At 39.8% G+C, this 12324-nt stretch carries 12 protein-coding genes and 1 pseudogene; 3 read left to right on the top strand and 10 right to left on the bottom strand.

Going from position 1 to position 12324, the window contains the following annotated elements; all coding sequences use genetic code 11:
* Window positions 1–61: 61 nt before the first annotated feature.
* Together ACRX5O_RS18815 and ACRX5O_RS18810 are read right to left on the bottom strand one after the other, a co-directional pair.
* Complete coding sequence (locus ACRX5O_RS18815) at window positions 62–388, bottom strand: L-rhamnose mutarotase (RefSeq protein WP_433907362.1); 327 nt, start codon at window positions 386–388, stop codon at window positions 62–64.
* Window positions 389–403: 15 nt separating this feature from the next.
* Complete coding sequence (locus ACRX5O_RS18810; RefSeq protein WP_433907361.1) at window positions 404–1906, bottom strand: L-arabinose isomerase family protein; 1503 nt, start codon at window positions 1904–1906, stop codon at window positions 404–406.
* Between the two features lie 193 nt (window positions 1907–2099).
* Between ACRX5O_RS18810 and ACRX5O_RS18805 the strand changes: the two genes are divergently transcribed.
* Window positions 2100–2297 carry an aspartyl-phosphate phosphatase Spo0E family protein gene (locus tag ACRX5O_RS18805; protein ID WP_433907360.1) on the top strand — a complete coding sequence of 66 codons (198 nt, stop codon included), beginning with the start codon at window positions 2100–2102 and terminating at the stop codon, window positions 2295–2297.
* Between the two features lie 128 nt (window positions 2298–2425).
* On the opposite strand, the gene ACRX5O_RS18800 is transcribed toward ACRX5O_RS18805, so the two are convergent.
* Window positions 2426–4495, bottom strand: a complete 2070-nt coding sequence (locus ACRX5O_RS18800) for a bifunctional aldolase/short-chain dehydrogenase (RefSeq protein ID WP_433907359.1) — start codon at window positions 4493–4495, stop codon at window positions 2426–2428.
* A gap of 235 nt (window positions 4496–4730) precedes the next feature.
* Here ACRX5O_RS18800 and ACRX5O_RS18795 point away from each other — a divergent pair, with 235 nt between their 5' ends.
* Window positions 4731–5075 (top strand): DUF192 domain-containing protein, encoded by a 345-nt coding sequence (locus tag ACRX5O_RS18795; protein ID WP_433907358.1) that lies wholly within the window; start codon window positions 4731–4733, stop codon window positions 5073–5075.
* 43 nt (window positions 5076–5118) lie between these two features.
* Here the strand turns inward: ACRX5O_RS18795 and ACRX5O_RS18790 are convergent, their stop codons facing one another.
* From ACRX5O_RS18790 to ACRX5O_RS18770, 5 genes are read right to left on the bottom strand one after another with little or no spacing between them, the layout of a single operon-like run.
* Window positions 5119–6147 carry a potassium channel family protein gene (locus ACRX5O_RS18790; protein WP_433907357.1) on the bottom strand — a complete coding sequence of 343 codons (1029 nt, stop codon included), beginning with the start codon at window positions 6145–6147 and terminating at the stop codon, window positions 5119–5121.
* Window positions 6148–6150: 3 nt separating this feature from the next.
* Window positions 6151–7389 (bottom strand): glutathionylspermidine synthase family protein, encoded by a 1239-nt coding sequence (locus ACRX5O_RS18785; RefSeq protein WP_433907356.1) that lies wholly within the window; start codon window positions 7387–7389, stop codon window positions 6151–6153.
* Entirely contained in the window at window positions 7389–7850 is a 462-nt protein-coding gene (locus ACRX5O_RS18780) for an RNA helicase (RefSeq protein WP_433907355.1), read from the bottom strand. The genes ACRX5O_RS18785 and ACRX5O_RS18780 overlap by 1 nt, the downstream gene beginning before the upstream one ends.
* A 12-nt stretch (window positions 7851–7862) precedes the next feature.
* Window positions 7863–8261, bottom strand: coding sequence for a DUF350 domain-containing protein (locus ACRX5O_RS18775; RefSeq protein WP_433907354.1), 399 nt, complete (start codon window positions 8259–8261; stop codon window positions 7863–7865).
* Between the two features lie 33 nt (window positions 8262–8294).
* Window positions 8295–8663, bottom strand: a complete 369-nt coding sequence (locus tag ACRX5O_RS18770; RefSeq protein ID WP_433907353.1) for an aminotransferase yhxA — start codon at window positions 8661–8663, stop codon at window positions 8295–8297.
* 167 nt (window positions 8664–8830) lie between these two features.
* Between ACRX5O_RS18770 and ACRX5O_RS18765 the strand changes: the two genes are divergently transcribed.
* Window positions 8831–9310 carry a hypothetical protein gene (locus ACRX5O_RS18765; protein WP_433907352.1) on the top strand — a complete coding sequence of 160 codons (480 nt, stop codon included), beginning with the start codon at window positions 8831–8833 and terminating at the stop codon, window positions 9308–9310.
* A gap of 168 nt (window positions 9311–9478) precedes the next feature.
* Here the strand turns inward: ACRX5O_RS18765 and ACRX5O_RS18760 are convergent, their stop codons facing one another.
* Complete coding sequence (locus ACRX5O_RS18760) at window positions 9479–11503, bottom strand: oxidoreductase (protein WP_433907351.1); 2025 nt, start codon at window positions 11501–11503, stop codon at window positions 9479–9481.
* A gap of 178 nt (window positions 11504–11681) precedes the next feature.
* Window positions 11682–11978 (bottom strand): annotated as a pseudogene (locus ACRX5O_RS18755) (FadR/GntR family transcriptional regulator); the annotation flags it as partial.
* Window positions 11979–12324: the final 346 nt, after the last annotated feature.

The raw sequence follows: 12324 nt of genomic DNA, 5'->3' as shown, positions 1-12324 counted from the left end.
TCTTTCGGACTCAGAACTCACTCGCATCAACTTTCCTGTCCAAATCAGCCTCTCTTTCGGACTATTTTAAATAAAATACCTCTCGTAAAGGTTGTATCGGTTCCGCTTCTTTAAAATCGAAAGATCCTTTTACCATTTTTGAAGTAATTGCATTCCAACGATTACACGCCTCACTCTTTGCTATATAAGCAAAGGCAGCTTCTACATCTTCACATTCAAAGCAATAAAAAAACTGTGTTCCATTTTGAAAAATGGAATAGTTTGTTATACCTGCTTTGCTATGTTCCTCGAGAACCTCCTTCCATGGTTCTAAGTGCATTTTTACATATTCTCCCAAACACTCCTCTCTAATCTCCCATGTCCATGCAAATTTTTTACTAGATTCCATGTTTCATAACCTCCTTTATAATACGACTGTATGACAAGCCATTAACTCCCCGACTTTTTTAAATATGGAGGCATTTTCTCCAATGGACATCGCACAGTGGTGAGTTGGCGCTTCTTGAAACCATCTCTCCAGGTAAACGTCCGGGTGCACCTTAAATTTTACTGGTGTTTGCGTATTCCCGATTCGCATGATAGGACCGTTTGTAGACATTCCTTCGCTGACAATTATCTTTAACTTTCCGTCCCCGGTTTGCGTGACATTTAGTGTGGTAATCGCTCCCGTTTTGACCTTTGCTTCCACACTAACTCCCGATCCCTGCTTTCCATGGTACAGTCCCATTCCACGAAGGATCGGTTTTCCCTCTGAAATAGCTAAATGGAACGGCCCATCATGTCCGAGTAAAATGGTTTCATCGACATAATCCACTACGACAATTTCAGAAAAGCTTCCACCTGTCCCAAGAATATCGCATATTTTCATAGCTATAGCAGTCTTTAAGTCACCCTCACCTGAACAAGGGATCCCTTTCGCTGTTAACAATGAGTGACCAACGATGAAACCTGACTGAAGTTTCTCATATTCACTATGAGGTGCTCCATGATAATAATACGTGAGCGCATCGAGGTCGAATTCCTTCACTAACTTTTCTTGAGCAACAGCAACCTTACATGACCATTCAAGCTGTTCTTGATTTGGTTTTTTCGCAATTGGATCGGACGGTGAATCTCCACTGATTTCAAAGAAAGTAGTTACCTCATTAATTTTCTGTTTTACCTCATTGGCAGTTACATCTTGAAGAATACGGTTCAAATCGCACATTTCTATCACTTCTACATGAAGGCCCGTTTGTGCTTGAATCATTGTAAAATCACTATACATATCCAGCATTCCGCTATATGTGTTTCCTAAAAAACCGAAACGACTATGTCGTAATGTGCGAGGAACCGCAGCTGCTCGAACCCATTCGGTAATTTGATTCCAAGCAGCCACCGCTTCTTTTCGTTCACTCGTGTTCTCATTCGTCAAAGAAATCGCTGGTGTGTAATCAAGTCCAAGCAAACCATTCACCAGTCGAAAGGGAATGCCACTCCGGTTGAACGCATTGGCGATTTCAGGAGTCGGGCAGGCACCACAATGAGCAAGCCATTCTCCTGTAGTTGTCGACTCATAATTGATTCGTTCGGTTGGTTGTAAATTAAGAATTACGGCTGGTGCCTTACAAATTTGGTGAACAGGAAGAATGGCAGAACTTGTTGAGTAAGTACCTGAATGACAGAACACAAGATCAACATTTTTCTCGTTGAACCACTCCCCAGCACGTCTAGCTGCTCCCTCCGAATCTACCAACCCAAAATTAAAGACTTCCGCGTACACACTCATCTTTTTTTCAATAAAGCTACCGTATTCAATCAATCTTTCTTTCAACCCTTCAAACTGTTCCCAATAAGCCTGCAGACCAATCGTATATAATCCAACTCTTGCTTTTTTTGCTGCTTTAATAGGTGATAAAAACTCCATACTAATGCCCCCTTCAACTCCTAAAAATACTCCACAACCCAATGTATTCGCTTACAAACAATAAAAAACAAAAATCTAGCATAGAATTTTGTCTTTGTTTGGTAACGTTTGTCGATTCTATTTCAAAATGATTAAAATCTAGTATAATTATTTTAAAGAATTACTAAATTTATTGACTAGGAGTTTACTTACCATGAACAATATTTCTCTTGAATTATTACTATTAAATCAAATAGATAAAAAGAAGAAGAAAATGGTTGAAGTAGCTTCTGAAACAGGTATGAATAGTTATCAAACCCTAAAGTGTAGTCAGGAGTTAGACATATTAATAAACCTGCATATGAAACACTTTTCTCAAAAAGACAGAAATACGTTCATCAGTGCTTCTTGACTCCAAGAACTCGATCAGGAGTATTCCTGACTTTATTCTGATTTAAATCGACAATTTTTTACTAAAATTTCTAATAAAAAGATAGTAAGGAGATTCAATCCCTACTATCTTTTTTCATATCATTCAAATTATCTTGTAAATGCAGCTGGTACTCCACCATCTACGGTAATCATGCATCCTGTTGTCTTATCTGATTTAGATGAAGCGAAGAAGCAAATAGATTCTGCAATATCTTTCGGATAAATGTTAACTAGTAATGTCGTACGCTTGCGGTAGTGTTCTTCTAATTGATCTGGCTCAATGCCGTATGCTGCTGCACGCTCTTCACGCCATCTAGATCCCCAAATGGCAGATCCTTGTAACACCGCATCTGGAAGAACAGAGTTCACACGAATGCCGTACTCTCCACCTTCCGCAGCAATACAACGAGCAAGGTGTGTTTCAAGCGCTTTTACTGAGCTATAAGCTGCTGCGTTTTTCCCAGCGTACACCGAATTTTTCGAACCAACGAACACCATGCTTCCACCAATTGCTTGATCTTTCATTTGCTTGAATGCTTCACGAGCAACAAGGAAATAACCAGTTCCAAGAACATTCATGTTTAAATTCCACTCTTGTAGAGTTGTTTCATCGATTGGGCTAGAAGTAGCAAGTCCTGCATTGTTCACGATAATATCCACGCCACCAAATGCTAATGCTGTTTGATTGAAAGCAGCTTGAACCGCCTCTTCATTGGTTACATCCATTTTCACAGCAAGTGCGCGGTTTGCCCCAAATGTCTCATTGATTTCGGCTGCTACCTTTTCTGCTCCTTCAAGGTTTAAGTCAGCAACAACGACATGTGCACCTTCAGAAACAAAGCGACGGCATGTTTCACTTCCGATTCCACCTGCTCCACCTGTTACAAATGCTACCTTTCTAGAAAACTCTGCTTCCGCTGGCGCAAGAGAGAGTTTGTATAATTCTAATGGCCAGTACTCAACATTGTACGATTCGTTCTCGCTTAATGAAACGAACTGTCCAAGTGTGGTTGCCCCTTTCATAACAGAAATGGCACGGTGGTATAACGCTCCACTTACACGAGAGTTCGCCACATCTTTCCCTGTATTCACCATACCTACCCCAGGAATCAGGATCACACGTGGTGCTGGCTCAAACATTTTGTCGCCTTCATGCTTGTTACGGTCAAAATACTCTTTGTATTCAGCCTTAAAGCTTTCTACCCCTTCTTTAATGGCTGAAATAAGTGCTTCCACATCCCCAGATTGTGGATTCCAATCAATATAAAGAGGAACACGCTTTGTATGAACAAGGTGATCAGGACATGCAGCCCCAACTTGAGAAAGCTCCTTCGCATCACGGCTATTTACAAACTGTAATACATCCTCGCCACGGTCATAAGTTAAAAGCATCTTCTTTTCTTCGCTAACTGCCCCGCGAATCACAGGCATTACTTTTGCTAGTAAGCTAGTAGCTTCTTCTTCGCTAAGAGATTCATATTGTTTTCCACCAAAAATCGTCTCTTCATTTAAACGATCATTAATAAATTGCTCTGCTTCGTTAATGATTTGAATCGTCTTTGCATAAGCTTCTTCAGATGTTTCACCCCAAGTAACAAGACCGTGCTTTTCCATTAACACAAGCTCTGCATTTGGATTATTTCTCACGCCTTCTGCAATCATTTTTGAAAGTGTGAAACCTGGGCGGATATAAGGTACCCAAACAAAACGATTCCCAAAGATCTCTTCTGCTAATTCTTTCCCATTGTCCGCACAGCAAAGGCTGATGATCGAGTCTGGATGCGTATGATCTACGTGATTATATGGTAAAAATGCGTGCAATAATGTTTCAATCGATGCTCTTGGATGTTTGCTATCAATCATGCAATGTGAAAGATACGCAACCATCTCTTCATCTGACATTTCGTCACGCTCAAATAACGGACGAATATCCTCAAGATTTAAACCAGTAAAATTATGCGCTTTCATTGTAGCTAAGTCTGACCCGCTTCCCTTTACCCACATCACTTCAACGTCGCGTCCACGGAAATCCTTCTCCACTGTCTTCATAGACGTATTGCCGCCACCCCAGTTACATACGGCACGATCTGATCCGATTAGATTTGAACGATAAACTAACTCTTCTACCCCTTTTTGTACCTGACTAGCTGCTTCTACATCCCAATTGTTCTTAACCATCCGATTACCTCCGCTTACTATTTGTTATTTTCTGATTTCATTATAATACATGTTTGTTTGTTTTTGAATATAAAAATAGTAAATTTGTTTATTTTTGTTTTATGTGAGGTTTTTCAACAAATAAAAACTCTATCGTTTTATTTATATCAACTACTTTTCGACAACTTTCACTAATCTGAGAAACTATAATAAAATTAGCTACTAAATTAACGTCGGTTCTTAGGGGGTTATGTAGGTGTATGTAGTGAAAAAGAGTGATCTATACAAAACGATTCCTTATTCTATAAGGAAAGCTCAGTCATTTGGTACTAGGTTAAAAGGCTTGATGTTTCGAAAGCAGCCGTTGCATGAGGAAGGTTTGTGGATTGCACCTTGTAACTCCATTCATATGTGCTTTATGCATTTTCCGATCGACGCCGTTTTCCTCGATCAACATCATAGGGTGGTTCATTTAGTAGAACACTTAAAACCTTGGAAATTCGTGCTTCCAATCAAACAAGCACATTCTGTTCTCGAGCTCCCTCCTGGAACGATCTCAAAGTTTCATATAGAAGTAGGCCAATATGTGAATTGGATGTAAATATAAAAGGCTCACTCCTCATTCATTGGGAGTGAGCCTTTCTTTATCGAACTATCTTACGGTATGTTTCATCATCACAAATAATAAACAGCTTTGAACCCTCAGGGATATTCTCCTTATGACGCCTCGCCACATCAAGCGAGCTTCCATCTGATAATAGAGTCGCTCCCTTATCGAACAGCTCCATTGCCGCGTCCTTATAGGTCTTCCACTCAGGCTTGGCTTGTATTTCATAAATATTGTCGCCATCTGTATTACTCAGCATTTGTTTGAACAATAAACTCGAGCCATGATTGATCGCTGCTTGAGCCATTAATCGAGAAACCGAATCATTAGATAGAATGAATTCGTCGACCTTGGCATGCTCGAATAAGTTGATATGATTATCTTTTTTCACTTCAACAATCGTATAAATATTTCGATCAAACTTTTTAGAGATATGTTCGACTCGGGAAGCGGTTAAAAGGGTTTTTCCATCAGAGTACTCAGCGTGGTCATTTCGGTCATCTGAAAAAATGGCCACTGATTTCGCCTCTAAAATATTGGCCTTCATCAATACCTCTTCTTCTGCTGGATTTCCACTTACAAAATGAAGCCGATCATCTTCGAGCGGTAGCTTGTCAGCATGATCCACGATAACGATATCTCCTGTTCGTTCACTCGTAAAAATCTCACCCATCACCTTCTCAAGCTTTTCCTTGGAAGGACTAATTAATATGTAATGACCTTTCCCTGTATAAGTCAATTTCCCTTCCTCCTTCAGTTTCCGGTATTTGCTAAGGCTTTCGAAAATCTTCCCAATAATAATCCCCATGGCTCCAATTCCAAAGGTATAGATTAAGAGCATGGTAAAGATTCGTCCTGCATCTGTTACCGGAAAGAAGTCACCATAGCCAACCGTGACAAGCGTGGTCATTGTCCACCAAAGAGCGTCAATAAATCGAGGGAAGGTCTCCGGCTCTAGTATTCTCATCGTAACGCTACTTACAATAATAAGGAGAATTGCCAGTATTCCAGCATGCGTTAAGCTTAACTTAGACATTTTCGAATATATTTGGTGTAAAATCCACAACGTCTAGTTTCCTCCTTTCACCCCAACTGGCAGATAATACGAAAGATTATTCGTAATTTCCCCTCCTACACGGCAACCTAGTGCAGCGGACTTCCCATTCAGTAGAAAACTGCCAATTAACAACTTTCCTTTTTGTATGCCTTTTTCACTGTGGAAGCTAACGGTTTGGGACTCCACGTACTTCTGATAAACAGCAACATAATTCGTATAATTGCGTTCGGTATTTGCATGTGCTAATTGCCCGCTGCTCTTAAAGATCTCAACCGTATCCCCTTCTCTTCCAAATGAAGGCTTTTTTACATACGATTGATGAGTTTGTAAAAAGGGCACCTCTTCTAAATATGTGGGAAGGAAATACGCTTCAATCCATTCATGTTCTTCTATCGTAAAAAAGGGATGCTCTTCCTCATGCAGACCCCAAATAACGGCCTGTACCGTTTTATTTTGAAGTAAAAAGGCAGAGGGAGGATTGATGAACACGAGTTTGCCCTGTTCAATAAGCTCTAATAGCCACAATCCAATCGGATTATTCTCCTCATCTAGATCAGAGATTAAGTTCTCAATCGGGAAGGTCTGGCGATAAAGTACATCAATTCTTCTTCCCTCTTCATCAAAGAGACCGATTCCCTTTTGTATTTGAAGTTGATGAAGCGGCGTGAATTTAGAAGGAAGTCCTGACAATTGTTGAAGATATATTACGGTTTCACGATCTTCAATATTGTCGTCATGTGCAGTAAAAACGATATTCGGTGTAATCAGCCCTCTTCCCTCGAGCCCCTCCATAATGCTACTTCTAACGGCTTGACGGAGACGTTCTTCCATCTTGTCATTTGGATTTTCCACAGAAAACTCTCTGCAAACCTCCCCATTGACCGCAAATAGCTCCTTAATAAAAGTCGGTGTATCTGCATTTATTTCAATACACTTGTATCCATCATCTGTTGGGATGAGATCAAGCCGAGAAATCACACTCTCAGCTTGATGCGTTTTTATTCGGAGAAAGGAAAGTGTTTCATTGGGAAAGCCCATTTCAAGAAGGGTTTCATTAGGCACTTCACGTAACAATCGGCACACCTTGAAGAAAATATGACCCACTCGGTTACTTACAAGACGAATGTGATCGACTTCTGATGTTCCAAACATATGCATGTCATAAAGAGCATACTCTTCCCCATATAAATCTGCCCAAAAATCCTTGATGCCCTTGTAAAAATGGCCTCTTTTTTCCTGATAACTCCTCATCACTCCGAATCCTCTCCAACCTCTTTCACATACAACACATAGACCCCTCGATCTTCATCAATCTCCGTAGAGGTTACTTGCTTATATCCTAGCCCAGGTACATCTACAATGTCCTTTAACAAATAACGAATCACATCAAAATGGCTATCACACGGGAGCGAGGTAAGGAGCTTGTAGTTCTCTGCCTCTCGAAATCTACGAATCTCTATATGTAGACCTTTTCCATGGTAGCCTTTCTCATCTAAGACATGCGGATTTCTCCCCTTATCTCTGATGATTAACTGTTCTTCGTCTCCATCCATTTCCGTAGAAAATAGCTCATACTGTCTTCCACGCATAATAAAGTACGTGCAAAGCTGCCTAGCATATAGCTCATCCACACCAACTGTTGCAGTCGTATATTCATATAGCGGGGTATACTCGTCATTTCCCTTATCAAGATAGTACGTTAATCGTTTCATAATTGTCCCCTTTTAGTACGATAGACATTTCGCAACCATAATTCCTATAGCTAGTGATAAGGATAATAACATCACTCCGACTGCACGATTATCTTCTTCAATCGCCTTTGCAATGCTAAATCGAATCGTAATCACCTCAGCTAAAATAAACACAATAATTTGAGCAATGATTCCAATGGCACCCCAAATCACCATATCCACTAGAGAAACCGAATATTCAGCGGCCGCACCAAGTACAATCGCTAAACCAATCACTTTTCCTCCAAGCAAAAGGGCAGCTGATACGTTCTTTTCAGCGATTAGCTTGAACTCCCTAAGCTTCGGTGTACTAAACATAAATAAAATGATCCCTGCAACCATCAGAAGGACTGCCACTCCTAAATAAGAGGCAAAATTTAAATATAAGTTCATGTATAATCTCCCTTTCTAAAATCGGACTTAGCATTACCCTCCTGAGCTCGTCGATCCCTTTCCAAATCCCGTACTATTTTTCACGGTTCCACTTGACGTACTTCCTTTAAAGGAAGAGCTGTTTTTGTATGAGGTATAATCCTTACTTGCGTAAAGAGCACTTTTTCCTTTGTAATAGCGACCGCCATAAAAATAGTGCCCATAATAATTCGAATCGTAATCATCACATTCCCATACACCATCTTCAGCATCCCATTCCCAATCTGAACAGCTTGAATCCTCTGGCGGATCAGGAATATCCTCTGTATACGTGTACTCCTCCGTACCCGATCCACAACCTGCCATTCCTAGGACAAGAGCCGTTGATGTAATACCTACCATCATTCGTCTTGTTTTTGACATATACTCACCCCACTTTCCTTACTGATAGTATTACGAGGAAACTGCAAAAAAGATTCGAATATACAGAAAAAAGTCCACCCTTATTGTGAACCTTTGTATAATCCGATTCTTCTTTAAGGATAATACTTAGAGGGAATGAAATAATGCAATAAAAGAGGTTGATTACTTTGCTAAATAAAATATTATTATGGACTATATTAATTGCTCCGTGGTTCACACTATTTTTAATTAAGAAGGAAAATATTAAACGCTATATGCCTGCAGCATTTTGTGCCTCATATTTAATGATTATTTATAATGTGGTCGCCTATAATCAAAATCATTGGGTAATTCATGAAACGATTATTCCGTGGTTAAAACCCTTATTTGTTTCTGGTGTATTTGGTGCCTTTCCAGTGATAGCTTTATGGGTTTTTCATTTTACATACGGGAAGTTCTGGAAATATCTTATTACTAACATCATCATAGACTTCATGTTTGCTGTTTTTCCTTTACATTATTTGTTTCAAGAAGTTTTAAATATCTATGAGTTGGTTACCATTACTCCATGGAGGCGGTTTTTACTATTTGTCTTTTTTTCCCTAATTATTTATGTCTATTATAAATGGCAAGAGACGATGCTCCATTCAAAACCTAAAAGTACGTAATACTAATCCCGATTTGAGTGACGTTAATATATGATGCTTAACAAATCAACCACTTCTAGAATGGACGCTTTATTAAGCTAAAGAGAGCTGAAAATATCCATAATGAAAAAACGCTTGGTTATGAACTGCCCCCCAAGCGTTTTTGTGTTATTTATGATGCTATTTCTCTTATGCAAAAACCGGGATTCTTTCTTCAATCTCCTCTGTCGGTAACGCTCCGATTTTTTCAAGGGCGGTTAAGATATTCCTTCCTTCTCTTACACCGTCAAGTATTTTCCGAACTCCCCAGCTATCGCCAATATTAAGAACCTCAATATGAGGAAAATATGATTGAAGGTCGGCGAGAATTGGATTTTCTGACTTCATTCCTAAGCAGACAAACCCGTAATCAAATTCAATGGTCGACTCAACACCCTCGTACGAAACCTTGAAATGATCTTCCGCTACTTCCATTAGGGAAGTTTCTACTCGTACATCTACATGTCTCTCTTTTAACATCGTCATCATGGAGATTCTCGTAATATGGTCTAAGTCTTTCCCAACGAGTGGCATTCTTTCGACCATTGTCACTTCTGCTCCTCTTTCAGCGAAAAACTCAACCACATCCAAGCCAACAGCCCCGCCACCGATAACCGCTATCTTTTTGCCAATAAACTCATTAAAAGAATCCACCTGTTTTAGTAATCCAAAGATCGAGAACACCTTTCCATTCGGCTGATCAATATGCTCGTGAAGCCCTTTGATTGGCGGAAGAAGAGGCGTTGATCCAGTAGCATTCACGATTACGTCTGGCTTATAGCTTGCGATTAGCTGTATATCTGCCTTTGTATTTGTAAAAGGAATTAAGTTTGGTAATCTTTCACTTCGTTTTACCAAATAATTAGGGAAGTCTTCGATTCTCTTCTTCTCTGGTAGTCTTGAAATTTCTCTCGCTAATCCACCTAAATAAGGCTTCTGTTCAAAAAGAATCGTTGTGCAGCCAACCTCTGCTGCGGTACAAGCAGCTTCAAGTCCCGCTGTTCCACCACCGATGACTACTACATTCACCGGTCTAGAGATTTCTCTTTCCTTATAGTCATCACCATGGAATAAATCCGGGTTGATCGTACAGCGAATCGGACGATTCAAAGCAATACGATGTCCTGCACAGCCAATATTACAAGAAATACATTTTCTTAAAAATTCTTCCTCACCCGCTTGAACCTTCTTGACCCAGTTCGGCTCCGCAATTAAGCCACGTCCCATCCCGATTAGGTCGGCTTCTTCATTTTGTAAAATCGATTCAGCTATTTGTGGATTACGAACATTTCCTGTTGCAATCGTGGGCTTAGCGAATTTGTCTCTTACTGCCTTTGCCATATAAGAACGCCAGCCATCAGGAAGGTTCATCTGGTCAATTTGGAATTGAAGCGTATCGTTCAGCGCAGCAGACACATTAAAAATATCTACTCCTTCACTTAGGTACTCAAGGATATTTAACGTATCTTCTAACGTGTTGCCACCTTTTACAAATTCGTCCGCACTAAATCGTAAGCTGATTGGGAAAAATGGACCCACTTCTTCACGAATACGGTCAATCACCATTCGAACGATTCTTGCACGGTTTTCATAACTTCCCCCAAACTCATCTGTGCGCTTGTTGTACACAGGAGATAAGAATTGGCAAAGAAGATACGAGTGTCCTGCATGAATTTCTACCGCATCAAAACCTGCTGCCACTACTCTCTTGGCTGCCTTCCCGTACTGATTCACGATTTCTAAAATCTCATCCTTTTCAAGAGATCTCGGAATCGCGCCACCTGTCTTCGATGGGATATTAGAAGATGACACCGGCTGACCACCAATCCGATCAGGTACAGCAGACGCTCCAGCATGGTTGATCTGAACCGCCACACATGCTCCATGCTTATGCAATCTTTCTGTTAATCGATATAAGCCTGGAATAAATCGGTCTTCATCAATTCTTAGCTGTGTCGTTCCGTTTGATCCGAGTGGAAACGCCAGACACGCATTTTCAAGAATAATTAATCCTGTTCCACCTTTTGCTCGTTGCTCGTAATACGATATATGTTCATCTGTGATTTCTCCGTTCGGCCCTGCAAAATTTGTTCCCATTGGAGGCATAACAATACGGTTTTTCAACGTCATTCTTTGAATCGTTATTGGTGAAAAAAGCTTTTCGTAATTTGACATTTTTTTAGCCCTCCTATAATGTTTGCTCAATCATTCACATATTTTGACTCATGTTGCTCAATACTTCACAAGTTCTATAAAGTAATTATAATCCCGTCAAAAGCATAAGACTAATTGATATTTTAGGAGGGATTAATAGGCTGTACCTATTAAAAAAAGCCCCACGATCAAAAGCTTGTTACAGCTCTTGACCGTGGTAGCTTAGTACTTTCTTTCTAACATACTCTAAATGCAGGTACATTTTCTGAAATGCTTCCATCGGATCTCTATTTACAAGCGCTTGGTATATGGCTTTATGATGCTCCACCGTTAATTCCCTTTGTCTCACTTTAATTTCACTATCAATTTTTCTGTGAGTAATAATCAAGGAGTCAATCATACCTTCCACAACAGGGTTTTCAGCACTCAAGGCAATAATCCGGTGGAATTCTTCATCGGCCTTGCTATAATTATTATCCTTACTAAATTCAATCTCTTGGTTACAAAAAATTTTGTAGTCTTATTATACCTTATTGCTATAAGGGAAGAAGATGAAATAAAGGACAATATCGTAATAAAACTGACCGGAATTACATTAAGGACAGTACTTTTTAGTACTCTAGAGGACCATTTAACCGAATTTTCGGCTGTTTTTCCCTTCGAGCTCCTTCCTTTTAGGTGTTTATTTGCGATTTTAAAGATTTGTTGATTAGGTCCGTATAATTGTGTAAAAAGAATAGAGTCATTTTATTCTCTCTTGGCTACAATGTTTAACAACCACGATAAACATAGAAAAGAGGAATAAAAATGACTCATTTACAGTTTAACCTAAATATGGATCT

Source organism: Robertmurraya mesotrionivorans, from assembly GCF_050971805.1.
Lineage (GTDB): Bacteria > Bacillota > Bacilli > Bacillales > Cytobacillaceae > Robertmurraya_A.
Note: the sequence above shows the minus strand (reverse complement) of the source record. Positions and strands in the feature narration are given on the sequence as shown.

What these genes read in the sequence shown, in the direction of transcription:
- ACRX5O_RS18815 (WP_433907362.1), bottom strand. Translation starts at nt 388, where the DNA reads ATGGAATCTAGTAAAAAATTTGCATGGACATGGGAGATTAGAGAGGAG.
- ACRX5O_RS18810 (WP_433907361.1), bottom strand. Translation starts at nt 1,906, where the DNA reads ATGGAGTTTTTATCACCTATTAAAGCAGCAAAAAAAGCAAGAGTTGGA.
- ACRX5O_RS18805 (WP_433907360.1), top strand. Translation starts at nt 2,100, where the DNA reads ATGAACAATATTTCTCTTGAATTATTACTATTAAATCAAATAGATAAA.
- ACRX5O_RS18800 (WP_433907359.1), bottom strand. Translation starts at nt 4,495, where the DNA reads ATGGTTAAGAACAATTGGGATGTAGAAGCAGCTAGTCAGGTACAAAAA.
- ACRX5O_RS18785 (WP_433907356.1), bottom strand. Translation starts at nt 7,389, where the DNA reads ATGAGGAGTTATCAGGAAAAAAGAGGCCATTTTTACAAGGGCATCAAG.
- ACRX5O_RS18780 (WP_433907355.1), bottom strand. Translation starts at nt 7,850, where the DNA reads ATGAAACGATTAACGTACTATCTTGATAAGGGAAATGACGAGTATACC.
- ACRX5O_RS18775 (WP_433907354.1), bottom strand. Translation starts at nt 8,261, where the DNA reads ATGAACTTATATTTAAATTTTGCCTCTTATTTAGGAGTGGCAGTCCTT.
- ACRX5O_RS18770 (WP_433907353.1), bottom strand. Translation starts at nt 8,663, where the DNA reads ATGTCAAAAACAAGACGAATGATGGTAGGTATTACATCAACGGCTCTT.
- ACRX5O_RS18760 (WP_433907351.1), bottom strand. Translation starts at nt 11,503, where the DNA reads ATGTCAAATTACGAAAAGCTTTTTTCACCAATAACGATTCAAAGAATG.